At 66.9% G+C, this 23,427-nt stretch carries 30 protein-coding genes; 16 read left to right on the top strand and 14 right to left on the bottom strand.

Annotated elements, in window-relative coordinates:
* Window position 1 precedes the first annotated feature (1 nt).
* Genes IZR02_RS17455 through IZR02_RS17435 form a run of 5 tightly spaced genes read right to left on the bottom strand, consistent with a single transcriptional unit; the run spans window position 2 to window position 2,657 of the window.
* Window positions 2-754, bottom strand: a complete 753-nt coding sequence (locus IZR02_RS17455) for an HNH endonuclease family protein (protein ID WP_005050763.1) — start codon at window positions 752-754, stop codon at window positions 2-4.
* A complete protein-coding gene (locus IZR02_RS17450; protein ID WP_005050765.1) occupies window positions 751-1,227 on the bottom strand; it encodes a hypothetical protein in 477 nt (158 codons plus the stop codon). Before IZR02_RS17450 ends, IZR02_RS17455 begins: the two co-directional genes overlap by 4 nt.
* A complete protein-coding gene (locus IZR02_RS17445; protein ID WP_005050767.1) occupies window positions 1,227-1,529 on the bottom strand; it encodes a hypothetical protein in 303 nt (100 codons plus the stop codon). Before IZR02_RS17445 ends, IZR02_RS17450 begins: the two co-directional genes overlap by 1 nt.
* Complete coding sequence (locus tag IZR02_RS17440; RefSeq protein WP_005050769.1) at window positions 1,522-1,773, bottom strand: hypothetical protein; 252 nt, start codon at window positions 1,771-1,773, stop codon at window positions 1,522-1,524. The genes IZR02_RS17445 and IZR02_RS17440 overlap by 8 nt, the downstream gene beginning before the upstream one ends.
* Window positions 1,773-2,657: a hypothetical protein gene (locus IZR02_RS17435; protein WP_005050771.1), complete on the bottom strand. Its 885-nt coding sequence runs from the start codon at window positions 2,655-2,657 to the stop codon at window positions 1,773-1,775. The genes IZR02_RS17440 and IZR02_RS17435 overlap by 1 nt, the downstream gene beginning before the upstream one ends.
* Window positions 2,658-2,809: 152 nt before the next feature.
* Here IZR02_RS17435 and IZR02_RS17430 point away from each other — a divergent pair, with 152 nt between their 5' ends.
* Window positions 2,810-3,469: a type IV toxin-antitoxin system AbiEi family antitoxin domain-containing protein gene (locus tag IZR02_RS17430; RefSeq protein ID WP_005050774.1), complete on the top strand. Its 660-nt coding sequence runs from the start codon at window positions 2,810-2,812 to the stop codon at window positions 3,467-3,469.
* Window positions 3,462-4,520 (top strand): nucleotidyl transferase AbiEii/AbiGii toxin family protein, encoded by a 1,059-nt coding sequence (locus IZR02_RS17425; protein ID WP_005050776.1) that lies wholly within the window; start codon window positions 3,462-3,464, stop codon window positions 4,518-4,520. The genes IZR02_RS17430 and IZR02_RS17425 overlap by 8 nt, the downstream gene beginning before the upstream one ends.
* A gap of 5 nt (window positions 4,521-4,525) precedes the next feature.
* Here the strand turns inward: IZR02_RS17425 and IZR02_RS17420 are convergent, their stop codons facing one another.
* Window positions 4,526-4,681 (bottom strand): Lsr2 family DNA-binding protein, encoded by a 156-nt coding sequence (locus IZR02_RS17420; RefSeq protein WP_425488716.1) that lies wholly within the window; start codon window positions 4,679-4,681, stop codon window positions 4,526-4,528.
* Between IZR02_RS17420 and IZR02_RS17415 the strand changes: the two genes are divergently transcribed.
* The gene (locus tag IZR02_RS17415; protein WP_082157159.1) at window positions 4,672-5,115 is read left to right on the top strand and encodes an SDR family NAD(P)-dependent oxidoreductase; all 444 of its coding nucleotides are present in this window, start codon (window positions 4,672-4,674) and stop codon (window positions 5,113-5,115) included. The two genes, IZR02_RS17420 and IZR02_RS17415, sit on opposite strands and share 10 nt — an antisense overlap.
* Before the next feature lie 85 nt (window positions 5,116-5,200).
* Here the strand turns inward: IZR02_RS17415 and IZR02_RS17410 are convergent, their stop codons facing one another.
* The 4 genes from IZR02_RS17410 to IZR02_RS17395 form a co-directional block, all read right to left on the bottom strand.
* Complete coding sequence (locus tag IZR02_RS17410) at window positions 5,201-5,593, bottom strand: SDR family oxidoreductase (RefSeq protein ID WP_005050794.1); 393 nt, start codon at window positions 5,591-5,593, stop codon at window positions 5,201-5,203.
* A 51-nt stretch (window positions 5,594-5,644) separates the two neighbouring features.
* Window positions 5,645-6,310: an N-carbamoylsarcosine amidohydrolase gene (locus IZR02_RS17405; protein WP_005050795.1), complete on the bottom strand. Its 666-nt coding sequence runs from the start codon at window positions 6,308-6,310 to the stop codon at window positions 5,645-5,647.
* On the bottom strand, window positions 6,307-7,197 hold the full coding sequence (locus IZR02_RS17400) for a polysaccharide deacetylase family protein (protein ID WP_047801721.1): 891 nt from the start codon (window positions 7,195-7,197) through the stop codon (window positions 6,307-6,309). Before IZR02_RS17400 ends, IZR02_RS17405 begins: the two co-directional genes overlap by 4 nt.
* Before the next feature lie 4 nt (window positions 7,198-7,201).
* Window positions 7,202-8,598 (bottom strand): IS3 family transposase gene (locus tag IZR02_RS17395; protein ID WP_370428832.1). Its coding sequence is split into 2 segments (ribosomal slippage): window positions 7,202-8,262 and window positions 8,262-8,598, totalling 1,398 coding nucleotides; the frame shifts between segments, so codons are not numbered across the junction.
* Window positions 8,599-8,849: 251 nt separating this feature from the next.
* Here IZR02_RS17395 and IZR02_RS17385 point away from each other — a divergent pair.
* Window positions 8,850-9,731, top strand: a complete 882-nt coding sequence (locus IZR02_RS17385) for an endonuclease/exonuclease/phosphatase family protein (protein WP_085603654.1) — start codon at window positions 8,850-8,852, stop codon at window positions 9,729-9,731.
* 75 nt (window positions 9,732-9,806) lie between these two features.
* Here IZR02_RS17385 and IZR02_RS17380 read toward each other — a convergent pair whose 3' ends face one another.
* Together IZR02_RS17380 and IZR02_RS17375 are read right to left on the bottom strand one after the other, a co-directional pair.
* Window positions 9,807-10,679: a MurR/RpiR family transcriptional regulator gene (locus tag IZR02_RS17380; RefSeq protein WP_082758367.1), complete on the bottom strand. Its 873-nt coding sequence runs from the start codon at window positions 10,677-10,679 to the stop codon at window positions 9,807-9,809.
* A 95-nt stretch (window positions 10,680-10,774) separates the two neighbouring features.
* Window positions 10,775-12,094, bottom strand: coding sequence for an ISL3 family transposase (locus tag IZR02_RS17375; RefSeq protein WP_438803951.1), 1,320 nt, complete (start codon window positions 12,092-12,094; stop codon window positions 10,775-10,777).
* A 302-nt stretch (window positions 12,095-12,396) separates the two neighbouring features.
* On the opposite strand from IZR02_RS17375, the gene IZR02_RS17370 reads away from it, so the two are divergent.
* Window positions 12,397-12,606 carry a hypothetical protein gene (locus IZR02_RS17370; protein ID WP_045245741.1) on the top strand — a complete coding sequence of 70 codons (210 nt, stop codon included), beginning with the start codon at window positions 12,397-12,399 and terminating at the stop codon, window positions 12,604-12,606.
* 116 nt (window positions 12,607-12,722) lie between these two features.
* Here IZR02_RS17370 and IZR02_RS17365 read toward each other — a convergent pair whose 3' ends face one another.
* The gene (locus tag IZR02_RS17365) at window positions 12,723-13,073 is read right to left on the bottom strand and encodes a hypothetical protein (RefSeq protein ID WP_005052795.1); all 351 of its coding nucleotides are present in this window, start codon (window positions 13,071-13,073) and stop codon (window positions 12,723-12,725) included.
* A 60-nt stretch (window positions 13,074-13,133) separates the two neighbouring features.
* On the opposite strand from IZR02_RS17365, the gene IZR02_RS17360 reads away from it, so the two are divergent.
* The 6 genes from IZR02_RS17360 (at window position 13,134) to IZR02_RS17335 (ending at window position 18,021) form a co-directional block, all read left to right on the top strand.
* Window positions 13,134-13,607 (top strand): MurR/RpiR family transcriptional regulator, encoded by a 474-nt coding sequence (locus IZR02_RS17360; RefSeq protein WP_164743636.1) that lies wholly within the window; start codon window positions 13,134-13,136, stop codon window positions 13,605-13,607.
* Entirely contained in the window at window positions 13,523-14,113 is a 591-nt protein-coding gene (locus IZR02_RS17355; protein ID WP_217316637.1) for an SIS domain-containing protein, read from the top strand. Before IZR02_RS17360 ends, IZR02_RS17355 begins: the two co-directional genes overlap by 85 nt.
* A gap of 102 nt (window positions 14,114-14,215) precedes the next feature.
* Window positions 14,216-15,049: an extracellular solute-binding protein gene (locus tag IZR02_RS17350; RefSeq protein ID WP_005052797.1), complete on the top strand. Its 834-nt coding sequence runs from the start codon at window positions 14,216-14,218 to the stop codon at window positions 15,047-15,049.
* Entirely contained in the window at window positions 15,046-15,876 is an 831-nt protein-coding gene (locus IZR02_RS17345) for a tyrosine-protein phosphatase (protein ID WP_005052798.1), read from the top strand. The genes IZR02_RS17350 and IZR02_RS17345 overlap by 4 nt, the downstream gene beginning before the upstream one ends.
* 18 nt (window positions 15,877-15,894) lie before the next feature.
* Complete coding sequence (locus IZR02_RS17340) at window positions 15,895-16,800, top strand: phosphodiesterase (RefSeq protein ID WP_005052799.1); 906 nt, start codon at window positions 15,895-15,897, stop codon at window positions 16,798-16,800.
* Window positions 16,801-16,854: 54 nt separating this feature from the next.
* On the top strand, window positions 16,855-18,021 hold the full coding sequence (locus IZR02_RS17335) for an amidohydrolase family protein (protein WP_217316636.1): 1,167 nt from the start codon (window positions 16,855-16,857) through the stop codon (window positions 18,019-18,021).
* A 22-nt stretch (window positions 18,022-18,043) separates the two neighbouring features.
* Here the strand turns inward: IZR02_RS17335 and IZR02_RS17330 are convergent, their stop codons facing one another.
* Window positions 18,044-18,625, bottom strand: coding sequence for an ABC transporter permease (locus IZR02_RS17330; RefSeq protein WP_217316635.1), 582 nt, complete (start codon window positions 18,623-18,625; stop codon window positions 18,044-18,046).
* A gap of 115 nt (window positions 18,626-18,740) precedes the next feature.
* On the opposite strand from IZR02_RS17330, the gene IZR02_RS17325 reads away from it, so the two are divergent.
* The 5 genes from IZR02_RS17325 (at window position 18,741) to IZR02_RS17305 (ending at window position 23,391) form a co-directional block, all read left to right on the top strand.
* A protein-coding gene (locus IZR02_RS17325; RefSeq protein WP_156172673.1) for an IS5 family transposase occupies window positions 18,741-19,638 on the top strand; the annotation gives its coding sequence in 2 pieces (ribosomal slippage) (window positions 18,741-19,100 and window positions 19,102-19,638; 897 coding nt in all).
* The gene (locus IZR02_RS17320; protein WP_367997130.1) at window positions 19,530-19,991 is read left to right on the top strand and encodes a glutaredoxin domain-containing protein; all 462 of its coding nucleotides are present in this window, start codon (window positions 19,530-19,532) and stop codon (window positions 19,989-19,991) included. The genes IZR02_RS17325 and IZR02_RS17320 overlap by 109 nt, the downstream gene beginning before the upstream one ends.
* 93 nt (window positions 19,992-20,084) lie before the next feature.
* Window positions 20,085-21,227, top strand: coding sequence for a tyrosine-type recombinase/integrase (locus IZR02_RS17315; protein ID WP_071330019.1), 1,143 nt, complete (start codon window positions 20,085-20,087; stop codon window positions 21,225-21,227).
* 5 nt (window positions 21,228-21,232) lie between these two features.
* Window positions 21,233-21,553, top strand: a complete 321-nt coding sequence (locus IZR02_RS17310; protein WP_071330018.1) for a helix-turn-helix domain-containing protein — start codon at window positions 21,233-21,235, stop codon at window positions 21,551-21,553.
* Between the two features lie 743 nt (window positions 21,554-22,296).
* Window positions 22,297-23,391 carry a hypothetical protein gene (locus IZR02_RS17305; protein WP_071329987.1) on the top strand — a complete coding sequence of 365 codons (1,095 nt, stop codon included), beginning with the start codon at window positions 22,297-22,299 and terminating at the stop codon, window positions 23,389-23,391.
* Window positions 23,392-23,427 lie beyond the last annotated feature (36 nt).

Here is a 23,427-nt window from a genome sequence, read left to right as displayed (position 1 = left end):
TTCACGACATGCTCCCGCTCTCGTCGCTGGCTTGCTGGGCAGCGCAGGTTGAGAGCGTGTCCACGAGCGCACCGCGGTCGGCTTCGTCGACCGCGAGGTGCCAGGTGTCGACGATCTCCGTGTAGCGGGCGACGTAGGTGCACACGTAGTCGGCGTTCGATGGCAGCCACAGGGCTGGCCCGTGGTCGTTCTTGGCCGCATTCGTGTTGCCATCGACGGCGACGATGTTGTCGAACGAGTTGGCGAACTGAATGCGCTGCTGCTCGGTCCACGCCCACGCGCCCCCGGCGTGCGCCGCCGAAAGGCTGACGATGTGGTCGATCTGGACGCCGGAGCTTCCCGGGGCTCCAGGGGCGGCGATCCGGTCGTGCTCGAACTCAATGCGTGTGCCCGTGTACGGATCGGGGTCGAGCACGCCGGAGAGCACCGTGCAACCGTCACGGACGACGTCCTGCAGCTGGACGGCGAGGAGATCGTCTCGCTGATCGCAGCCGTTTCCCTCGATGTCGATCCAGCGCTCGCCGAACGTGGCGCGGCGATACTCGGGAATCTCCTCGGTGGGATCGATCAGCGGCAGCTCCTGCGCGACTGCGGCGAGCGCGGTGTAGTCGTAGGTCGGGTCCGGGGCGGGTGCCTGCGGGCGCGTCCATGTGTCGATCCAGGAGGTGATGCCCAGCTGGTGGGCGCCGAAGCCGAGCGCGAGAGCTGCGACCGCGGCGAGGGCTGTGCTGGCGCGGCGGGTGCGTCGGTTCATCTGCGCTCCTTTGCCTGTGCGGTGTCGGCTTGGTCGAGCAGCAGTATGGTTCGGGCGATCTGGGTGCGTGCCTCGTCGATGACCTCGAGGGTTTCGTCGTCGGCGTCGAGCTCTGAGAGTGCGTGGCTCTGGCGGCGGAGCTGGTCGCCGAGGTGGAACATGCCGGCACTGAGGAGGACCTCGGCGAGCGCGGCCGCGCGGGCGCCTTGGTGGTCGGCGCTGACGGCGAGGTCGTCGATGATCTCGATGAGGGTTGCGCGGGATCCCATCGTTGGGTCTTCTCCTGGAGTGAGCTCGCGGAGCGCTTCACGGTTGAGCAGCGTCTGGAAGAGCCTGTGCATCCGTTGGGTGAGGGGGCGGCCGTCGCGGCGGGTGCAGTTGAGCGCGAACTCGCGGAAGCTCCATCGGACGGTGACGGGTGTGCCGGTCTGGATGGTCATGGCTTCCTGGAGGCGCACGGCGATGTCGGTCATCAGTGCTCCTCGGTTCGGCCCAGGTGGGGGATCTGCTTGAGGTGGGCGCCGCGGCCGTTGCCGAGCTGGGGGGAGATCGCGCAGCTGGGCAGGTGCAGTCTCGCGTTCGGCCCGTGGCCTGCTGCCGCGTGGGGTGTGGGCTGCCGCGTTGGCCGGGTGTGCCGGGCGCCTCGCTGAGTCAGCGGGAGGGGGTTGAAGCGCAGCGACAGGGCCCAGCGATGGCCGCCGAGCGCGCGGACGACCCGCAGCCACTCTCCCTCTTTGGTGGAGTCGATGGTGAAGGTGTTCGGCTGGTCAGACATCTGCGGCTTCTTTCGGTGCGAAGGGGCTGTTCTTGGCGTCGCGGAGCATCTGCCGGGTGATCGGCTCGGTCTCCTCGAGCGAGGCGAGCGAGAAGTAGTGGCGGCGGGCGCGGGCCGCTTCGGTGCAGGTGAGCAGCTGGCGGTTGCCGTGGTTCGGGCATCCTCCCTTGCTGCGGCATCCGGCCAGGTAGCCGGCGGTGGTGCCGTGCAGGGCGGCTTCGAGGATGTCGAGCGTCTTGCTCATCAGGCGGCCTGCCGGAGTCCGAGGTCGTCACGGTCGCGGTCGATGGTGCGGACGTCGACGCCGAGCAGGTCGCTGAGCTGGGTGAGGCTGAGTCCGCGTTCGGTCCCGCGTCGGGTGGCTTCGAGGCGCTCGTCTCGGGTGAGGCGGACGTTCTGGCCGGCGAGAGCGAGCTCGATCGCGATCTCGTCGAGCAGGGGTTCCTGCCCGGCTGTGGGCGGTGCCGGGTCGGTGTCGATGTCGTCCCAGGCCAGCGGCGGCAGCCAGCCGTGCCGGCGTGCGACCGTGAGTGCGTAGGAGCGGCCGACCCGCTGCGCTCGGGTGTGGGTGGGGGGCTGCTGGTCCCAGAGCTCGTCGTAGAGCGCGGCGATGTCGTCGTGGACACGGATGTCCACGTAGGCGCCTTCGAGTGCCTTGTTGACCTTCCAGCGCGGGTAGCCGAGTCGGCGTGCGATCTCGTGGTGGTTCCATCCGATCGCGGCCAGAGCCTGGAGGCGCCGGCGGGTGCCGCGGCCGTTGACTCGGCCCTGCGCGGCGAGAGTGCTGCTGTCGGGGGTGACTGCGAGGAGTTTGCGGGCGGTGGCGCCGGTGACGAACCGTGCCGTCTCGCTGTTGAGCAGGCGACGGACCGTGGCGCCGCCGACGCCGGCGCTGATGGCGATCCGTTCGGGGATCATCCCGGTGTCGACCAGTGCCTGCAGGTGCTGCCGGATCGGCTCGATGGGTTGGTGCGCGTCCTGGTATCGCCCGTAGGCCAGGAGACGGTAGCGGTCGCGGCGGCGGCGCGCGTTGCCGTCCATGCAGGCGCGGCACCCGCAGAGGTGGACGACGTAGCAGGTGGAGGTCAGCCCGTGCTTGTGGTCCGGCGGGCAGGTGTGGGTCCGCATCTTCTCCTCCTCACAGATGGTTATATTCCCGAATATAACCCGTTCCCGAGGGTTTGGAACCCCCTCACTGCTAAGGGGTGGCCCCAGAGGCTCGAAGTCGACAATCTGAACGAGCTACAACGTTTGTTGCGGTTTCTCGCTACACTGTGCGCATGGCAGGATCAACTTTCGCTCGTCTGGGCGAGCTCGCGTCACAGCGTTGGGGCCTGGTGACCACCGCCCAGGCGCTCGAGGCTGGCGTGGCGCGCCCGACCCTGACGCGCCTCGCCAACAGCGGCGCGCTCATCCGCGTCGCGCGCGGCGTCTACCGCCTCGCCGGCGCGCCAGAGCACGAGCAGGAGGCGATCCTCGCGACCTGGCTCGCCCTCGGCGGCGCCGACCGTCCCCGCACAGACACCGGCGTCCCGCCCGTCGTCGCCGCAGGCCAGACGGCCGCGCAGCTGCATGGCATCGGCGACTGGTTCCCCGGGCCACTCGAGTTCGTCGTTCCCACCCGCCGCGGTACCCGCCTGGACGGGGTGCGGCTCCGCACCCGCGAGCTCGCGCCCACCGAGGTGGTCTCCGTCGACGGGATGCCGACCATGAGCGTCGAGCGCACGATCGCCGACCTGATCGAGCAGTGGGTCGACCGCTCCCTCGTCGCCGATGCGCTCGCCGACGCCGCGGACGCGGGAAAGCTGCTCTCCCCCGCCCGCCTGACCGAGTATCTGGAGCCGCTGGCCAAGCCCAACAAGTACCCCTCGGGTGCCGCGCTCGCGGCTGATCTGCTCGCTCTTGCGGGCGTCGACGCGGTGGTGCCGGCCGATGCCTGAGCCCGACGGCTACAAAGACTGGACGGGGCTTGCGCAGGCGATCAAGGCGGCCGCGACGAAGGCAGCCGGTGACGGCGCGAGCGCGCTGGATGTGAATGCGCAGATCGTGCAGGCACAGCACGATCGTTTCCTCAGCCGGGTCTTTGCGGAGGGGGAAGAGTCCGAGTGGCTGCTCAAGGGCGGCACGGCGATGCTCGCCCGGGTGCCGAAGTCACGGTCGACGAAAGACCTGGATCTGGCCTCGACCGGCGCCGCCGATCTGGATGCCGCGCAGCAGGCGCTCGAGCAGGCAGCCGCGCGTGATCTCGGCGACCATGTGCGGTTCCAGCTCACCCGTGCCCGTGCGACCGGGCGAGGAGAGAACCAGCCGGGTGTCGCGACCCGGCGCCTGGTGTTCACATGTCTGGACGCGAACACCGGCCGGAGGATCTCCGACATCCCCATCGACGTGGTCGTCGGCCCTCCCCCGGTCGGCCGCGTCGAGACGATCGAGCCGTCGACGCGGCTGCAGCTGGGGCGGCCGGTCCCGTCGCACCCCTACCGGCTGTTCCCGATCTCCGATCAGGTCGCGGAGAAGGTCACTGCGACGATGAGCACCTACAACGGCCGCCCCAGCAGCCGCGCGAAAGACCTGGTGGACATCGTCACCATTGCACGCACGCAGCGCGTCGACCTGCGCGAGCTGCAGATGGCCATCGACGCGAAGCGTGCACTGTCAAAGCTCGACTCGTTCACTACGTTCACGGTCCCGGACGGTTGGGACGGTCCCTACCGGGTGCTCGCGGCCGGCACGCCCTCAGCCGGCGGGATCACCGATCTGGGTGAGGCCGTGGCTCTCGCGCGTCAGCTGATCGATCCCGCGCTCGCCGACGCGCCCGTGCAACCGGGGACGGTCTGGGTCCCTGGCTCAGGCTGGACACAGAACCCTCCGCCGCCGGAGCCGGGCGGCAGCGGATCCCCTTCGGGGGAGGTCCACGTGCGCGCGCACGTGCGCTCCGGTTATCCCGTCACGGAGCACTGGCGCGCAGCGCGCGGCTCAGCCCAGGAGTGACCGCGTCAGTGCGCCGCGTCGTACGCCTCGAGGATGGACGCGGGAACCCTGCCGCGATCGCTGACCTGGTGTCCGTTCTGACTGGCCCATTCACGCACCGTGTTGAGATCGGCCCGTCCGCCCCGCGACGTCCTCGCCGGACGCCGGGTGGCTGCGCCGATGCGGCGCGCGCTCTTGGCCCAGGCCTCGAACTCGAGATCGATCTCGAGTTGCTTTCCGTCGATCGCGAAGGTCGCGGGATCGAGCCGCTCGCCAGGTCGCGCACACCACCGCGAAGGGCGGCGTCATCGCGATGACGAAGTCGCTCGCTGCGGAGGGCGCCCGCTACGGCGTCCGCGCGAACTCGATCTCGCCTGGCTTCGTCAGCACCCCGGCGACGGACAAGGCGGTGGATGCGGAGGGCAAGGCCTGGCAGGTCGGCAACGCGCTCATTCAACGCCCCGGCACGGGCGAGGACATCGCGTACATGCCGCTCTACCTGGCCTCCGACGAGTCCTCTTGGGTGACCGGACAGAACTACAGCGTCGACGGCGGCGCGACCGCCGGGTGGCGGAACGACAGCGAGACGGACCGACTGGCCGCGAAGAACGGCTGACACGCGGGTCGCGGCGCGACCGGTGACGGACGTGAGGCACGGTGTCAGCTGACACCGTGCCTCCCGTCCGTCGTGGCCACCTCGTCTAAATCGCGAGGTACCCGCCGTCGACGGCGAACTGCGCGCCGGTCGCGAAGGCGGCCGCGTCGGAACCGAGCCACGCGACCATCTCGGCGATGTCGTGCGGCGTGCCGAGTCGGCCGATCGGGTGCTTCGTCAGCAGCGCGTCCTTGAAGCCGGGGTAGGTCTCCTCCAGCGCGTCTATCATTGGCGTCTGGATCACCCCGGGCAGCACTGCGTTCACGCGGATGCCTTTGTCGGAGTACTCCACCGCGGCGGCTCGGGTGAGGCCGATGACGCCGTGCTTCGACGTGACGTAGGCGGACTGGTGGGCGATGGCGACCTGCCCGAGGGACGAGGCGGTGTTGATGATGGATCCGCCGCCCTGCGCCAGCATCTGCGGGATCTCGGCCTGCACGCCGGTTCAATATTCCGCACAGAGGAAGTTGGCCCCACGGCGTTACTGCAGTCAATCGTTCTGTTGCGCAAGCCCCCGCAGGTAAGCACGTGCGTCGTCGAGGCTGACGACATCGCCGTACTTCGCGTCGATGTCAAAGAGGCTGGCCAGGTGCGGAAGGGCTGCCCGGTCGCCGACTGCCTCTTCGACGACGATGGTGTGGAAGCCGTAGGAGCAGGCGTCAACCGCCGAGGCGCGCACGCACCCACTGGTGGTGCAGCCGACGATGATGATGGTGTCGACACCCCGTGAGATCAAGCGTGCGGCGAGATCAGTTCCGAAGAAGCAGGATGCGTACTTCTTCACCAGGGTCATCTCGTGGGGCAGCTGGCCCAGCCTGCTGTCGACCTCCACCCATTCGCTGCCCTCCACCAACAGGTGGTTGGACGGGATCTTCTTGATCCAGAGCCCCGCCTCCTGCAATTCGGTGTCGTACGCGACCGTCGAGAAGAAGATGGGGATCTCGAGTTCACGGGCGGGGACGAGTAAGGCATTGGTGGCGGCCAGCTGTGACTCCAGTTCGCCTGACAGGGGCGAACGGCTGTCCGTGAATCCGGTGATCAAGTCGACGATCAGCAGCGCCGGCTTCTCGCCGTAGCCGATCCGGCCGCCCAATCCCTTGGCCTTGAACTCGTCGCGCAGCCGTGCGTACTCATCGATCAGCTCCGTATTCGTCACGAATCGGCTCTCCTGTTCCCCGTCGACTGATAGTGCGCCGCGATGGCATCGCTCGTCGTCACCCAGACACCATCGTGAGACGTGATGTGCTCGAGGGCCCGATCAAGGTAGCGGTGGCGGAACGGCTGGCCGACGATGAACGGGTGCAACGGCAGCGACATGACGCGACCCGAGTGCTCGGAGTCTGAATAGAGCTGATCGAACTGGTCGATCACCGCTTCCAGGAACTGCGGGCCGGTATAGCTCTTACTCACGAACATCGTCACATCGTTGAGTTCTATCGTGTAGGGAACGCTGAACATCCCGTCGACGTTCAGCGGATACGGCTGATCGTCGTTCGTCCAGTCCAGGACGTAGTCATACCCCAGCTCCCGAAGGATCCGCGGCGTCTCGAACGTCTCTGTGAGCGCCGGGCCAAGCCAGCCCCGCGGCCGTACTCCGGTGGCGGAGGCGATTGTATCCGTCACGTCTTGAAGGTAGGCGCGCTCCGTGTCAGCACCCATTCCAGCTTGGAAGGTGGAATTGTCGCGGCCATGCGCGAGCCACGCCCAGCCGCGTTGCCGGCCTGCCTCGAGAATCTGGGGGTAGTGCCGACAAACGTCGGAGTTGAGAAGCACACTTGCGGGCACTCCATGTCGGTCGAGGCTCTCGATCATCCGCCACAGGCCTACCCGCGGACCGTAATCGCGCCAGCCGTAATTGAGTGGATCCGGCTGCAGCATCGCGGTACCGCCGAAGATGCTCGTGGAGGGCTTGTCGATCTGATAGTGCTCGATGTTCAGCCCGACATAGAACGCCACTCGGGCCCCATTCGGCCACGAAATCGTCGGTCGCTCCGTGATCGGGCTGTAATCGAAGCGGAAAGTGTCAAGGCGGGTGAGACAGATTCCGTCAGGCGGTCTGTATGAGGGCCTCCTGTGAGGGCTGGTTGATCCAGGCGGCCTCGGGCAGCTTGGGCGCCTGGGGTCGGCGGTGGCCGAAGCGCTCGGGACGGGCGGCGTAGGCCGCGTCCAGGGTGGCCTGGCGCTGGGCGCGGACCTGCCCGGCGGTGCCGAAGTGGACGCTGGCGGGGGTGTGCAGCCCGATCCCGCAGTGGCGGTGCTCGTGGTTGTAGTAGGCGAAGAACTGCTCGGCGAACGCGCCGGCGTCGGCCAGGGACCCGAAGCGCTCGGGGAAGACCGGGGCGTACTTCAGCGTCTTGAACGCCGCCTCGCTGTAAGGGTTGTCGTTCGACACGTGCGGGCGGGAGTGCGACCTGGCCACCCCGAGGTCGACGAGCAGCTGAGCGACCGGTTTGGAGGTCATCGAGGTCCCGCGGTCGGCGTGGATCGCCTCCGGCACGCCATGGATGCCCATGGCGTGCTCGAGCAGGTTCTTGGCGATCTCGGCGTCCTCGCGGGCCGCGATGGTCCAGCCCACGACGAACCTGGAGAAGATGTCGAGCACGACGTACAGGTCGTAGTACACGCCCCGCTCCGGCCCCTTGAGCTTTGTGATGTCCCAACTCCACACCTGCCCCGGCGCCGTCGCGACGAGCTCGGGCCGGGTCCGGGGCGGGTGGCTCGCCTGCCGGCGCCGTTCCCCGGCCATGTCGTGCTCGCGCAGGATCCGGTGCATCGTGGACATCGAGCACAGGTAGGTGCCCTCGTCCAGCAGCGTGGCCCAGACCTGGGCGACCGACTTGTCCGCGAACCGCTGGCTGGTCAACACGGCCAGCACGTGGGCCCGCTCGGCGGCGGACAGCTTGTTCGCCGGTGCCGGCCGCGGTGTCCGTGGACGTGGCGGTGGCGGGTTCTTGGCCCGGTAGTGACTGGCGCGGGAGCGACCCAGCAGCGCGCACGCAGCCGCGGTGCCGACGTGCTCGGCCAGCCCGTCGACGGCCGGGTTGATCACCGCGGCGACCGCGGCGGCTTGTCCGCGCTCTCGGAGAGCGTCTCCAAGAGCGCGTGTGCTTTTCCCATCAGGTCCAGCGCCGCCCTGGTCTTGGCCAGCTCGGCCTCGGCCTTCTCCGCCCGGGCCCGTAGCGCCTGCAGCTCCCGCTCGCGCCGGTCCCGCGGCTTGCTGCCCAGCCCGGACAGCGAGCCGGCGGCCGCGGCCTTGCGCCACTCGATGATGTGGGAGGTGTACAGGCCCTCCCGGCGCAGGATCTCCCCACGCCCAGAGCGGTCCGCGGCGTCGTACTCGGCCAGGATCGCCGCTTTGAACTCGGCGGTGAACGTCCGCCTCTTGGGCCGGTCAGCACGAGGAGCCATAGCCCCATCATCGGTGCCGACGTCAGCAACCGTCATCGTCATCTCAGTATTGGTCCGTTCTCGCCCCGTGCAGTGCGAAGGTCAGCAGTGCTGGTGTCTCACCCCATCCTGACGCACAGGGGGCCGGCCACTGCAGTATTCAAACACCCGCTTCCGCGCCGACCAGGTCGAACTCGACATTGATTTCGACGCCTTCCCCAAGCGCTGACGACTCGACGGGAAAAATTAGTTCCGCAAGTTAACTCTTTTTTGGAACCTTGTTCACTTTGGCGGCATAGCTTTCCCGCATGAACAAAAAAATGAACCTACGGGTACTGACACTGAACATTTGGCTCGCCCCCCGCGATCAGCAAAAGCGCGACGCGCTCCTACTTAAAGGCCTCGAAGAGCACGACGCCGACATTGTCTTCCTGCAGGAAGTCGTCCGCACCCCGGAGCGCGATGCCTTCCAGCTCGTAAAGGAAAACTCGAGCCTCCACTGGCACCACGCATCCGACTTCGCTCGCCACGCATCCGACTTCGCTGACTTCGAGTGGCCCGCCTGGGGAACCGCCGTTGGTACGCGCTGGGAACCCAAGAGCATTACCACCCACAAGCTTCCCGCAGCCGACGGACCCTATGTATGGGAAGCCGTGCTGTCACTGCCCATCGGCGTGGACATGCTCTTCCTCGGCCCGCGCCCGAGCTTCAATTTCACCGACGAGGCCGCTCGTGTGGAGCAGGCGCTGTTCGTCACTGAACTTGAAGAAAAGCGCCGTCAAGAGGCCCCCACGATTATTGCGGGCGACTTTGACGCCGCTCCCGACCAGGACTGCATGCGGTTCTACACCGGCAAATCAGCCATCAACGGCCGCAGCGCCGCCTTCCGCGACACCTGGGCAATTGCCGGAGACGGTGGCCCCGGCTACACCTGGACCACCGATAGCCCGTGGGTCGCCCGAAGCGTGACCGACGGTCAGGGAATTGTTCCGAACTACGTGGTGCAGGAACCCCACCACCGCCGCATCGATTATGTACTCGCCGGCTCGACGGTAAACCACCTCACGGTCGAGAGTGTCATCAACTCGAGCAAGGTTGTGTTCAACGAGTATCCGACGGCAAGCGACCACTACGGAGTCCTCGCCGAGATTGAACTGAACGCGCTGGACAAGCCGACGGCCTGGGCATAATTCGAACCAAAAGCTACGGCCCGGGTCCTCTCTCCTCCAGGAGGGCCCGGGCCGTGTTGTTGAACTATCAAATGATCAGTCGCGGAACATTTCCTCAGCCTGCGCAGCCCGCGCCGCTCCCTTGAGGGTGCGCTCGGGGTTTTCGGCGGTGATCGCAGAATAGAGTGCATCCAGCACCGCGAGATGCACAAACCGGCTCATCATGGCCTCGATTTGAAACCGCGTCTCACCTGATCCGGCAACGAGTGCCACGGTGGATGCGGCCACCAGCGGGGAGCGATAGAAGCTGGTCACCGAAACGACCGCCGCCCCTGACTCTCGCGCCGATTCCGCGGCCGCGACCGTTGCTTTGGTGCGGCCGGTGTGGCTGATTGCCAGGCAAGCGTCGCCCGGGCCCAGCATCGAGGATGCGATATGTTGCGATACCGGATCTCCCGGATGATTCACCTCGAGCCCCACGCTGCGGAAACGGAGGGCAGTATCAAGGGCAATTGGCGAGGACTGGCCACTAGCCACCAGAAGAATCCGATCTGCCTTATCAAGCACGGACACCGCACGTTGAAATTCGTTCGGATCAATACTTGCTTCGCCTTCCGAAATAGCGCGTGCCGTCGATTGAAATACTTCAGACACGATTGACCCGGACGTTTCCGTATGGCTGACACCGGATTCTTCGCCAACTGGAATTTCAGAGGCCAACTGCAATTTGAATTCTTGATACCCCTTGAGGCCCAGATCTTGGCAGAACCGGACCACGCTCCCCACGGAGCTGCGCGACACCCTCGCGAGTTCACTCACCGTCATGTGCAATACACCGGCAGGGTTCGTCAACACAACGTTGGCCACGGCCGCTTGCGTTTGCGACATGGATGGGCGAAGTGCTCGTATTCGCGCCGTCAGAGTCCCACGATCCTGATACTGCGTTTCCAGGGTTCCGTTGCTCACCATTACTACTTCCGAACGTCCATGAACCGGGAACGCCGTTTATGGGCATTCCCGGCTCAATATCACTTAACTGGCTCTTCGGACATCCGGTGGGGGGGTCATGGGGTGAGTCCGCCGGCGGTGAGGAGCATGCGGAGGCGGTAGTTCTCGCGGTTGCGATAGCCGCGGGCGAGGCGGCGGTGGAGCTCGATGATCCCGTTGATCGCCTCGGTGCCGCCGTTGTTCGCGCGGCTCGTGGTGAAGTACGCCAGGAACGCTGAACGCCAGCGGCGGAGGGTGCGGCCGAGGCGGGCGATCTCGGGGATCGGGCAGGTGTGGAACGTGTCGACCACCCTCTCGGCGATCCGCCGCCCCTCGGTCAGGTCCTTCGCGTGGTAGGCAGAGCGCAGCTGCTGTGCGCACTGCCACGCGACGAACACCTCGTCGTGCGCAGGATCGGCCTCGATTGCCGCGGTCAGCCGGATCCGCTGCTTGTCGGTGAGGTTCTCGGCCCCGGCACGGAGGATGGTCTGAATCCCGTAGAGCGGGTCGCCCTTCCGACCGCGATGCCCGAGGGTGTCTTGCTGGACGCGGCGGCGGACCTCGTCGACGGCGGCGGTGCCGAGCTTGACGACATGGAACGCGTCCAGCACAGCGACCGCGTCTTCGAGCGTGTCATCGATCGCAGTCTTGTAGCCCGCGAACGGGTCCAGCGCCGCCACCTTCACGTTCTTTCGGAACGCTTCGCCCCGCTCGCTGAGCCAGGACGCGTATGCCTTCCCCGATCTGCCCGGCACGAGGTCGAGCAGCCTGGCCCGCGTCTTCCCGGTGCTGTCGCGGCTGAGGTCGACCATGCCGGTCAGTTCCTTCGAGCCCCGCTTGCGGTGGTCGACGTGATGCCAGATGTGCTCGTCGACGCCGAGCGTGGTCACGTTCTCGAACCGGGACTCGTCGGCTGCCAACCGCACCAGTTCAGGCTCAACAGCCCGCCACACCGTCTTCCACGATGTCCCGAGCTGACGACGTAGTCCTTCGATCGTGGCGTGCTCGCGGCGCAGCTGCCCGATCGCCCAGTCGACGGCTCGCCTTGTGAGCGACCCGCGCCGAGCGACCAGCGAGGGAAGCTGCTCCACGAACGTCTTCTTGGCACAGCCCACGTCGCCGCATCGCCAGACCCGTTGCCGCCAGACGATCCGCACCCGCGTCACGCCCGGCACGTCATGCAACACTCGACGGCGGCGCCCTCGACCGATCGCCACGACCCCGCACAACGGGCACCCGGTCGGCGCCGCCGGTGTCGAAACGGTGACGATCAGCAGCCCGTCGCGGCGGTCAACGTGCTCGACATGGACGCCGTCGAGACCGACCAGCAGATCGCAGCGGTAACACGGATCAGCGGCAGAGCGCGCGTCAGCGCACCCCGAAGTAGGGTGAAGCACGTCGAGGTCCTCGTGATGGATCAGCAGTTGGCGCTACTGATCCTCGGGGACCTCGACCCCTACCCGCCGACCATCACCCGGCGAGCCTCACCCCCACCGCATGTCCGAAGAGCCCCCAATTCCCTTGGTCACCCCGGTGTGAACCATGCACCCCGGGCGGGCCATCCCCGTATCGGTGCACACCGTGCGTAGCGAGCTTTCCCGGAATCTCCTTGTGTCCTGGCGTTAACACGGGTGTCGTAGCATCGCATTAGCACCGCGACCACTCCTGAGAGTTGCACCCGGGATGAGGTGAATGCATCGTGACGGCACCGGGGTATGAGTTCAGCGTCTGGGAGCGCTACGCCACCGAGTTCACACTGGCTTTCGGTGACAATCCGTCGCGCATCCGGGCGGTGCGGGTGGCCTACTTCGAGCACGAGTTCGATGTGGACTTGATTGCGCAGCTCAGCGGTTTTCCTGTTTGGAGAATCCGACAGGCGTTGTCCCAGGGACTTCCACAGGCGAGCTGAAGAATCGTCGACCAGAGTCCCAGAACTGCTCGCCCATCTACCATCCCCTTGCGGGCACTGCGCGGTGAGGGGACGTCAGCGTGCGACGGTTCGGCCCGGGCGCGATGTCTCCCCTTTCACGTCTGAGTGGCCATCGGTCTGATCGGGCCATGAGCAGGATCAGTTTCGCGCGTCGCCCCCGCCCTCTGGTTCCGCGCTGCGGGCGTCATCGTCGTGGCAGGCTTCTTCGCGTCGTTGGTTACCGGTGTCTGCTGCCCCGGCGCCCCCGCCAGCGGAACATCGACGTGCGGAACGTTCGAGCGCTTGACCGCCGGGATCGACAGATCACGTGGCTCTGGCTCGCACGGACGGTCATCGTAGGCGCCATCGCGGCGCTCGAGGTGGGCGTCTTCGGTCGAGTCACCCTTGGCCGACTTCCTTGCGGGCATGGCACTGTTCGGGAGCTCGAGCGGACGCAGGGAGGTCATGAAATTGCCTTTCGCGGATAGCGGAGGCGATGAACGCTGCGTTCACCTATGGTTGGGGTCGTGGTCGCATTGCGCCCATACGATGTGCGGCGAACCCGAAAGGTGATCACCGGCTACATGAACTCGCCCCTCAACGAGCCGCCGCTCGGCGGAACCATCGACCACATCCTCTCGATCCTGCCGTCGCTCGTACCGAGCGCGCAGCGCGTCGCCCGCATCTGCGCCGAGCGACCCCACGACGTGGTCGACATGTCGGGCGCCGACCTCGCCGAAGCCGCCAACACGTCGCCGGCCACCGTCAGCCGCACCGCCCAGGCGCTGGGGCTGCGCAGCTTTCAGCACCTGCGCATGCTGCTCGTGCGTGACCTCGCCGCCGACGCCACCGCCGCGCCCGACGCACCCGCCGGCACCGAGGGCTTTCTGCGGTGGCTGGCCGAGGGGCGGGTGGGATGCTGCAGACCGCGCTCGCCTCGATCGACCCGGTCGCGTTCGACGCCGCTGCCGACGCCATCGCCCGCGCGCCGCGCCTGCTGATCTCGGGCACCGGCGCCTCGCACGCCGCCGCCCAGGCGTCGGCCGTCGCGTTCGCCGTCAACGGCCGGCCCTGCGAAGCGCCCGCTGACGGCGTGGTCGCCCACCTCACCGCCCGCGTGCTCGCCCCCGGTGATGTGTGCCTCATCGTCAGCTCGAGTGGCGCCAACTCGGTGACCCTCGCGGTTGCGGACGCCGCCGTCGACGCCGGCGCCACCGTGATCGGGGTCACGAGCTTCGCCCGTACCCCGCTCACCACCCGCGCCGACCACCTGCTCGTCGCCGGTGCGCGCTTCCAGGCGTGGGGTCAAGGCATTCTCGGCAGCGGGCTCGTACAGCTGCTCGTGCTCAACGCCCTGCAGATCGCCGTCGCCGACCGCATGAGCGACGCCGCCGACCGCGCGCGCCTCGCGGTGCGCGAAGAGGTGCTCGACATCGTCGCCGACGACGGCTCCGACGCCGAGGCATCCGACGTGCCAGACGTTATCGACCACGGCGATGGGCGTTGACACTCCGTTTGCAGGAAATTCACTTTCCTCGATTGCAATAGCTCTGCAAGCGGATTTCGCGGGAAGGCCCCGGTTCGTCAGGTCGCTTGCAGAAGGCGACTCATGGGAACGATCCAGCTCTCTGGTGTCGGTCGCTCCTTCAAGAGCACCGCCGCCGTCAGTGATATCGACCTGATCATCGAAGACGCCGCCGCGCAGATCACCGAGTCCACCGGTGCCCCCTCGATGAGCGCGTCGTGCGTGATCACCGGCGGCAGCTGGTGCATGCAGGGCCTCTTCCTCTCGAACGGCGCCCAGGTGCTGAGCGATGACCGCACGACGATCGAGTTCGGCTCGGACGCCGCGATCGATACGGTCGCGACCTTCACCGAGATGTACGAGGACGGCGTGCTCACCAACGAGGACTTCACCAGCCAGTACGAGGCGTTCGCGCAGGGGAAGACCGCGATCCACGTCAACAGCTCGGCCCTGCAGGGCGCGTTCATGATGGGCGCCGAGGCCGGTGGCTGGACCCTCGACGCTCACACCCTGCCCGCGTTCGGAGACCAGGCGGTCGTGCCCACCAACTCGGGCTCGTTCCTCGCGATGTTCGCCACCGACCCCGCCAAGCAGGCCGCCGCGTGGGAGCTCATGCAGTTCATGACCAGCCCCCGCGCCTACGAGATCATCTCGACCCAGATCGGGTACCTACCGCTGCGCAGCAGCATGGCCGACGAGGGCGGACCGCTCTATGACTGGGTCGAAGCCAACCCGCTCGTGAAGCCCAACCTCGAGCAGCTCGACGCGCTCGAGCCGTGGGTGTCGTACCCCGGCGACAGCTACGCCCAGGTCGACCAGGTGCTCGCCACCGCCATCGAAGACGCGGTCTTCTACGGCGCCGACCCGGCCGCCACTATGACCGAGGCCGCCGAGCGCGCGCAGGGGCTGATCGAATGACCATCGACCTCGACCTGACGCCTTCGGCGACGGATGCCGCGGCCGCTTCGTCGCCGGATGCCGCGACCGCGGCGCCTCGTGAGCGTCGCCACGCCGTGGCCGGCCTCTACAACCTGCGCGACACCGGCGGCTACCGTGCAGCCGGCGGCACCAGCCGGTGGGGCAAGCTGCTGCGGTCAGATGCTCTGCACCGCATCGACGCGACCGGTCGCGACCGGCTGGCCGAGATCGGCGTCGCCCACATCATCGACCTGCGCGGCGGCGACGAGCGCGCCACAGCGCCGAGCGCGGTCGACGGGCTCGAGGTCACCGTGCACCACCTGCCCGTGTTCGACGACGCCGACCCGGCCGCGCAGGCCACCACGCACGTCGGACTCGTGCCCGTCTACGACCACATCGTCGACGAGCGCGGGGCGCAGCTGGTCGACGCGATCCGGGTGATCATCGCGGCTGACGACGACGACGCGGTGCTCGTGCACTGCACCGCCGGCAAAGACCGCACCGGTCTCGTCGTGGCCTTCGCGCTCGCCGCCGCCGGGGTCGACCGCGACGACGTCGTGGCCGACTACGCCGCCACCGCCGAGAACCTGCGCGGCGAGTGGTCAGACGCGATGACCGCCGTCTTCGAACAGCGCGGCATCGAACTGACCGCGGGAATGGTCGAACTCATCACCGAGAGCCCCGCCGAGGTGCTCGAGGCGCTGCTCGAGCGCATCGACCGCGAGCACGGGTCGATCAGCGCCTACCTCCTCGCCCACGGACTCACCCCCACCGAGCTCGAGCGTCTCACCGCCGTGATCATCGACCCCGCCGCCACCGCGGTCTGATCGGAAGGAACACACACCATGTCGCACATCGCGAGCCAGCATCCCGCTCCCGAGCACTTCATCCTGCATGTCTCTGACACCCACTTCGTGGGCGACGGCGACCTGCTGCACGAGCGCATCGACAGTGACAAGAACCTCGCAGAGCTGTTCGACGGCTTCACCAAGGCCAACGCCCGCCCCGAAGCGATCGTGTTCACCGGCGACCTCGCCGACACCGGCCGCCCCGACGCCTACGAGCGCCTGCGGGCCATCGTCGAGCCCGCCGCCGAGAAGCTCGGTGCCCAGGTGATCTGGGTGATGGGCAATCACGACGAGCGCGTCGCGTTCCGCCGCGGCCTGCTCGACGAGGAGGCCGACCAGTCCGAGCCCGTCGACCGCGTCTACGACGTCAACGGTCTGCGCATCATCGCGCTCGACTCGACGGTGCCCGGGCAGCACCACGGCGAGATCAGCGACGAGCAGTTGGCGTGGCTGCGCCGCGAGCTCGAAGTCCCCGCGCCCGACGGCACCCTCATCGCGCTGCACCACCCGCCCGTGCCGAGCCCGATCGGGCTCATCGCCCTGGTCGAGCTGCGCGACCAGGAGCGCCTCGCCGAGGTCATCCGGGGCACCGACGTGCGCGGCATCCTGGGCGGTCACCTGCACTACTCGACCACCAGCACGTTCGCGGGCGTGCCCGTGTCGGTCGCGTCGGCGACCTGCTACACGCAGGACCTCGCCGTCGCCTACCCCGGTGCCCGCGGCCAGGACGGCGGCCAGTCCTACAACCTCGTGCACGTCTACGGCGACCGGGTGCTGCACTCCGTCGTGCCGATCGGGCAGTTCCCGACCGTCTACGAGATGACTCCCGAGATGCTCGAGGCGTTCATGAACATGACCCCCGACGAGCAGCTCGCCGCCGTCAACGCGTCGGCGGGAGAGTAGTCAGCCCGTGAACAATAATGTCTCGTATCTACATCTCCTCGAACGGAGCAGTTCATGACGGATTCCACGCTCGGCGCAGTCTCTGCGACCGCGATCACGAACACCAGGGTCTTCGACGGACACAGTCTGAGCGCCCCCACGACGGTCGTCGTCCAGCCCGACGGGCGCATCGGTGACGTATCAGCGGATGCGGTCGTCGTCGGTGCCGCTGTCGTCAACGCGGAAGGTACGGTGCTCCTTCCTGGCCTGATCGACTGTCACATGCACCTGAAGGGGCGCGAGTCCCTCGAGACGCTCGCCACGTACGGTGTCACCACCGGCCTGGACATGGCGACATGGCCCGCATCACAGTTCCAGTCGTTGCGGGGACTGAGGGGAGTCGCTGACTTCCGCACCGCCGGCATGGCGGCGACATCTCAGGGCAGCACGCACAGCCGCATTCCGACCTATCCGGACGTCGCGCTGGTCGATTCCCCCGACAAGGCGGAGCGGTTCGTCGAGGTGCAGGTGGCAGACGGGGTGGATTACATCAAGATCATCGCCGATCTGCCCGGTCCCACCCAGGACGTGCTCGATGCACTCGTGGCTGCTGCGCACGCGCGGGGGCTCAAGGTCATCGCGCACGCAGCCCTGTACGAAGCTGTGCGTATGAGCCTCGCTGCGGGGGCCGACATGATCACCCATGCTCCACTCGACCGCGCGCTCGACGATGCGACGGCTGAGACGATGCTCGCCCAGGGCACGGTGTTCATCCCGACCTTGACGGTGATGAAAGGCGTCGCCGCGAATCTCACCGCAGCGGGCGTTCCCGGTGTGAGCTATGCACACGCCCACGAGAGCACGCGCGCGATGCATGCCGCGGGCGTTCCGGTCCTGGCCGGCACCGACGCCAACATCGGGTCCTTCACACGGGCATCGCCGCCATACGGCGAGAGCATGCACGACGAAGACGCCTACATCGGGCTCCTCGAACGGGCAATGCCGCCATACGGCGAGAGCATGCACGACGAACTCGCTCTGCTCGTGGACGCCGGCCTGTCAACAGCCGAAGCGCTGCGCGCTGCCACCTCGACGGCCGCGCACGCGTTCTCACTCGACGATCGGGGGGCGATCACCCCCGGATTGCGAGCCGACCTCGTGCTGGTGGACGGCGATCCGCTCACCGACATCGCTGCCGCGCGTCGCGTTCTGCGTGTGTGGTGCGGCGGCATCGAGGTGTGAGGGCGTCCTCTCGACCGCGGTGTCACTCCACGGCGGTGTTCGCGCCGTGGTGCCACGCGAGCACCCGGTTCTCGACGACGATGAGCAGCAGGTTGAACACGTACCCGAAGATCCCGATGAGCACGATGCCCGACCACATGTCCGTGATCGCGAACGACCTCTGCGACTGAAGAACGAAGACGCCGATCCCGTTGCCTCCCGCCATCATCTCGCTCACGACGACCATGATGAGCGCGAGCGAAAGACTCGTGCGCATTCCGGCAAAGATCTGCGGAGCTGCCGCGGGAAGTGCGACCTGCAACTCGTAGCGGAACCAGTGGATGCCGTACACCCGGGCGGTCTCGCGCAGTCCGGGGTCCATTCCTCTGATTGCAGCTTCGGTATTGAGGAGCACGGGCCAGAGGCAGATGAAGGTGATCAGAATCACCTTCGCGGTGTCGTCGAGGCCCAGCACGATGATGACGAGGGGAATCAACGCGACCGCAGGGATCGCGCGCAGGAACTCGAGCACGGGTGCGAACATCGCGTGGAGGCGGTGCGCCTGACCGAGAACGAACCCCACGACCACGCCGATGACCACAGCGCCGATGAACCCGATCATCATCCTGGAAAGACTCGGCAAGACGTCGCTCGCCATCCGCGCGAAGAGCCAGTTCTCCTGGAAAGCGACTAGGGCGTGTCTCCCAAAGGTTTGGGCTGGTCGCTGGAACGCTCGGTGTGTGTCTCGAACGGAGTTGCTGACTGATGCGCAGTGGGAGCTGATTGCTCCGTTGATGCCGTCCTCGCAGGGGCGTCGTGGTCGGCCGTTCGCCGATCATCGCACCGTGGTGGAGGGCATCATCTATCGCTACCGGACCGGGATCGCGTGGCGGGACTTACCCGGGTGCTTCGGGCCGTGGCAGACGGTGTGGAAGCGGCACCGCCGCTTCAGCGGTGATGGGACGTGGGACAAGATCCACAGCGTCCTGCTGGCCCATGCCGACGCCGCCGGGCTGATCGACTGGGAAGTCTCGGTGGACTCCACGATCAACCGCGCCCATCAGCACGCCACCAACCTGCCCCGGGACACAGGGGGACCTGACGAATTACACGAATCTGCGCATCGAGCCGCCTGATCACGCCATCGGCCGCTCCCGCGGCGGCCTGTCGACGAAGATCCACCACCTGTGCGACGGGAACATGCGGCCGCTGGTGATGCTGCTCGGGCCCGGGCAGGGCGGGGACTCCCCGATGTTCGAGCACGTGATGAACGCCCTGCGGGTACCGCGCCTGGGTGGGGGCCGGCCACGCACCAGGCCCGACCGGGCGCTGGGTGACAAGGCTTACTCTTCCCGGGCCAACCGCAAGCTGTTGCGCCGGCGCGGCATCCAGGCCGTCATCCCCGAACGCGATGATCAGATCGCCAACCGCAAGCGCCGCGGCGCCAAGGGTGGTCGCCCGGTCACCTACGACACCGAGGCCTACAAGCGCCGCAACGTCGTCGAGCGCGGATTCAACATCTTCAAGCAATGGCGCGCCTTGGCCACCCGCTACGACAAACTCGCCCTGACCTATCGCGGCGGCGTCGTCCTACGCGCCATCACCATCTGGCTCAAGGCTTTAAGAGACACGCCCTAGTCGCCTTCACGGCAAAAGAACGTGAGGGGGAAGGGGCAGGGACGATGAGTGCGACAGAAGCCGGCGAGGTGCAAGTGTTCGGCCGAGAGGGATGCGTGCAGTGCAGGGCAACGTGCCGAGCGCTCACCGAGCGGGGAATCGCGTTCGAGTCCGTTGACGTCGACGCAGACCTCGACGCGGCGGCGACGGCGCGGCGAGTGGCGCAGGCGGGAGGCTCGACGCAGCTTCCGGTGGTCCAAGTTCCCGGCATGGCGCCCTGGACAGGGTTTCGCCCGGACCTCATCGATGCGATCGCAAAACGGGCGATATTGCCATCCGATGCAACGCGCGAAGCGCGATCGCCCGCGCGGTAGAGCCTGAGCTCAAGAAGGATGTCGAGGGGGCCGGGGGTCTCTGCGCCACTCTTGATCACCCAGAGTACTTCATTTGCATCAATGTTGTATTGGATGCATCATGAGGATGTGCTTGAAGTTGATCCATCGTCTGCGCAGCGGCTCGTCTCCGCGCGGAATGTCATTCATCTTGACCCTGAGGGAGCCGTGCTCGACGGGATGTTGAATGGGTGGCGAGCCCAGCAGATTGCTCGCTTCTTGAAGGCTCCGACGATTGCGGCGAGAGAGCGGCTCGTGCGCCGGTTCGTGGACTTCACGGGTATGTACCCGTGGCAATGGACGCCGGCGGAGGCGGAGGCGTGGATCAGTGAGCTGCGCTCGGGCGTGAAGCCGTTGCGGCTATCGACGCTGCGTGGATACGAGATCGACATCAAGATGTTCTGCGAGTACATCACTGATCCTCGATATCCCTGGCTGTCCGAGTGTGAAGCGCGTTTTGGCGCTGCACCCAGACAGGTGTTCCATGAGGACAACTCGATTGTGCATGTCAGCGAGTACGAGGGCGATGCCGCGCGGCGACCGTTGACATTCGACGAAGTCCAGGCGCTGTTCGATGCGGCCGACGGGCTCGCCGCACGGATCCTGTCGCGACGGCGAAAGGGTGCGGTTCAGGCCGTGCGGGACGCCGCGCTTCTCAAGTGCGTCTATGCGTTCGGGTTGCGAAGACGTGAGGCGGTCATGCTTGATCTCGTGGATCTCCGCCGCAACGCGAAGCTGCCGCACCTAGACCGATTCGGTGCACTGTCGGTGCGCCATGGCAAAGCGAGCCGCGGGGGCCCGTCGAAGCGGCGCACGGTGCTCACCGTTCCGGAGATGGGCTGGATCGCGGAGACGCTGGCGCACTACCTCGATGAGGTTCGGCCGGCGTTGTCGTCATCGTCGAGTTCGTCGCCTGCTCTGTGGGTGACCGAACGGGGCACGAGGCTGAGCAGGCGTGCGGCGAACGAAGCGTTCTGTACAGCTCGTGATGCCGCGGGGATCGACTCTTCGTTGGATCTGCATTCGTTGCGGCACTCGTACGTGACGCACCTGGTGGAGTTCGACTACCCGGAGCGGTTCATTCAGGAGCAGGTGGGGCACTCGTTTTCCTCGACGACCGCGATCTACGTCGGCGTCTCTAACGAGTACCGGAACCGGCTGCTCACCCAAGCTATTCACACCCGCTACGGCGCCGACTTCGAGGAGGCAGCACGGTGAAAGAGATGGACTACGTCTGGCATCTGCGAGCGAAGATGGCGGAGCGTGGAATGTTCGCCACGACGGACCTGCAGCCGCTGCTCGCTGAGCGTGGTGTCGCGCTCTCCCGGGAGCAGACCTACCGGCTGGTGACGGGTCAGCCGCAGCGCCTGAGCATGGTTACGCTGATCGCGCTGTGCGACATCCTTGAGTGCACACCCAACGACCTCATCGAACCCCGCATCGTCGAGGCGTCCGCCAGGAAGGCTTCCGGGGAAGTCATCCCGCGGAAGAGCCGAGTATCCGCCCGCCGAACGACGATCAATCGGCCCGGGCATTCGAAATGACCGTGGTGCCGGAGCATCCTTGCTCCGAGTGCGGAAGCCGCGCCCCGCGGGTGAAACGACTCCCCGACGGTGGAGGGCTCTGCCGACCGTGCTACAACGTCAGCCGACGTATGGAGTGCTCGCGCTGTGGTCGCATCCGTGCGCCCAGCGCTCGAGCCGAGGACGGCGCACCACTCTGCGGGCACTGCGCGCGCCCTAAGCGGGCGTGTGCGGGATGCGGCCGTGTCGATCACGTCACCGCCATCGTGGACGGTCAGGATCTCTGCCAGCGCTGCTACTCCGCACCGGTCAGAGCGTGCGGACAATGCGGACGGGAGCGACGCGTCGCAACCCGCCACCAGAATGGCGTAGCAGATCTGTGCCACAGCTGCTACCGCACCCCCATCGCCGAGTGCGCCATCTGCGGTGAGAAGCGCGCGGTTCATACGACCTGGCCCCTCGGGTCTATATGCGGCGTGTGCTATCGACGCGAGCTCCGCCACCCCGACGGCTGCGGGTCTTGTGGGCAGGTGAAAGCGCTCATCGGTCGCGATGACCGAGGGGAGCGCGTTTGCGGGCCGTGTGCAGGGTCGACGCGCGACTACGTCTGTGCCACGTGTGGCGCCCCGGGTGAGCAGCACTTCGAGAACACCTGCATCCGCTGCTCCGTCGTTCGAGCCGCCGGCGACCTCCTCGCGTCCGCGACGGGGGTGATCCCCGGGCGTTTGGCCGGGCTCCCGGACGCGCTCGTTTATCGAGGTCGCGTGGACTCGACCATGAGATGGCTGCTCAAGCCCACCCCGAGAGCTCTGCTCCGAGCGATCGGGTCGGAAGAGTCGATCACGCATGCGCGCGTTGACGCGTGTCCGCCTGGGCAGGCGCGACATCATCTCCGTGCGCTCCTGGTCGACGTCGGCGTTCTCCCGGTACGAGATGAGCAGACTGAGCGGCTCGAAACATGGGTCGACGAGTACCTGATCCAGCTTCCTTCACACCATGCCGCCGAGATCACTCCCTATGCACAATGGAAGGTGCTGCGGACTGTGCGGCGGCGGGCAGGACGCCGCCGTACCACGGTCGGTGTCGCAGATTCCGCGCGTGAACGGATCCGCGCGGCCGCGCGACTCCTGCAGCACGTCGAGCAAGAAGGGGCGGGCTTCTCCGCGCTGACACAGGAGGTCCTAGACCGGTGGGTCGGCGGCAACGCAGCCCGCACCGGCGACATCGCACCGTTCATCTCGTGGCTCAGGTCCACCGGCCAGTATCCGGGACTCCGCGTCGAGCGCGGACAGCAGGCCAGGCCGAGCGAGGTCAGCGGGGAGGACGAGCATCACGCTCTGGTCCGCACGTTTATCGCCGGGTCGGACGACACGGTGAGCCTCGCGACCAGGGTTGCCGCGCTGCTCGTGCTCCTTTACGGAGCTCGAACCGACCGCATCCACCGGCTCACCACTGTCGACACCAGTACAGCCGGAGGACGAACGTATCTCGCGCTATCGACAGAACCCATCGAGATCCCGAACTCGGTCGCTCAACTCTTCGCGCAGCTCGTGAAAGAAGCTGAGCAGAATCCGGGGGCGACTCGGCGAGCCGGTGAGGGATCGTATCTATTCCCATCTCCCCGACGACACCACGAGCCGATCCATCCCACGACCCTCGGACGGTGGATAGCGCGGGCCGGGGTCAGCCCGCGGATCGCCCGGAACTACGCCATGCTCGCCCTCGCTAGCGACCTCCCCGCCGCTATCGTGGCCGTTCAGATGGGAATCACGCCGCAGACAGCGAGCCGATGGTCGCAGTTCTCGCAACGCGACAATTCCGAGTTCGTCGCCGCGAGAGCAGATTTCCTCCCCCGCTGAGGGCACATCGGAGTGGGTTCAGGCAGCCGCGGCCCG

The sequence above is a fragment of the Microbacterium paraoxydans genome (assembly GCF_019056515.1).
In the GTDB taxonomy this organism is placed as follows: Bacteria; Actinomycetota; Actinomycetes; order Actinomycetales; family Microbacteriaceae; genus Microbacterium.
The sequence above is the reverse complement of the archived record's forward strand: the minus strand, read 5'-3'. Positions and strand labels throughout refer to the sequence as shown.

Bases quoted from the DNA above. Each gene is read 5' to 3' on its own strand.
- IZR02_RS17425 (WP_005050776.1), top strand. From the start codon at position 3,462: ATGCCTGAGCCCGACGGCTACAAAGACTGGACGGGGCTTGCGCAGGCG.
- IZR02_RS17445 (WP_005050767.1), bottom strand. From the start codon at position 1,529: ATGTCTGACCAGCCGAACACCTTCACCATCGACTCCACCAAAGAGGGA.
- IZR02_RS17380 (WP_082758367.1), bottom strand. From the start codon at position 10,679: ATGGTGAGCAACGGAACCCTGGAAACGCAGTATCAGGATCGTGGGACT.
- IZR02_RS17315 (WP_071330019.1), top strand. From the start codon at position 20,085: ATGCATCATGAGGATGTGCTTGAAGTTGATCCATCGTCTGCGCAGCGG.
- IZR02_RS17440 (WP_005050769.1), bottom strand. From the start codon at position 1,773: ATGAGCAAGACGCTCGACATCCTCGAAGCCGCCCTGCACGGCACCACC.
- IZR02_RS17450 (WP_005050765.1), bottom strand. From the start codon at position 1,227: ATGACCGACATCGCCGTGCGCCTCCAGGAAGCCATGACCATCCAGACC.
- IZR02_RS17355 (WP_217316637.1), top strand. From the start codon at position 13,523: ATGCTGCAGACCGCGCTCGCCTCGATCGACCCGGTCGCGTTCGACGCC.
- IZR02_RS17385 (WP_085603654.1), top strand. From the start codon at position 8,850: ATGAACAAAAAAATGAACCTACGGGTACTGACACTGAACATTTGGCTC.
- IZR02_RS17350 (WP_005052797.1), top strand. From the start codon at position 14,216: ATGGGAACGATCCAGCTCTCTGGTGTCGGTCGCTCCTTCAAGAGCACC.
- IZR02_RS17430 (WP_005050774.1), top strand. From the start codon at position 2,810: ATGGCAGGATCAACTTTCGCTCGTCTGGGCGAGCTCGCGTCACAGCGT.
- IZR02_RS17365 (WP_005052795.1), bottom strand. From the start codon at position 13,073: ATGACCTCCCTGCGTCCGCTCGAGCTCCCGAACAGTGCCATGCCCGCA.
- IZR02_RS17345 (WP_005052798.1), top strand. From the start codon at position 15,046: ATGACCATCGACCTCGACCTGACGCCTTCGGCGACGGATGCCGCGGCC.
- IZR02_RS17435 (WP_005050771.1), bottom strand. From the start codon at position 2,657: ATGCGGACCCACACCTGCCCGCCGGACCACAAGCACGGGCTGACCTCC.
- IZR02_RS17335 (WP_217316636.1), top strand. From the start codon at position 16,855: ATGACGGATTCCACGCTCGGCGCAGTCTCTGCGACCGCGATCACGAAC.
- IZR02_RS17340 (WP_005052799.1), top strand. From the start codon at position 15,895: ATGTCGCACATCGCGAGCCAGCATCCCGCTCCCGAGCACTTCATCCTG.
- IZR02_RS17310 (WP_071330018.1), top strand. From the start codon at position 21,233: ATGGACTACGTCTGGCATCTGCGAGCGAAGATGGCGGAGCGTGGAATG.
- IZR02_RS17320 (WP_367997130.1), top strand. From the start codon at position 19,530: ATGGCGCGCCTTGGCCACCCGCTACGACAAACTCGCCCTGACCTATCG.
- IZR02_RS17330 (WP_217316635.1), bottom strand. From the start codon at position 18,625: ATGATGATCGGGTTCATCGGCGCTGTGGTCATCGGCGTGGTCGTGGGG.
- IZR02_RS17455 (WP_005050763.1), bottom strand. From the start codon at position 754: ATGAACCGACGCACCCGCCGCGCCAGCACAGCCCTCGCCGCGGTCGCA.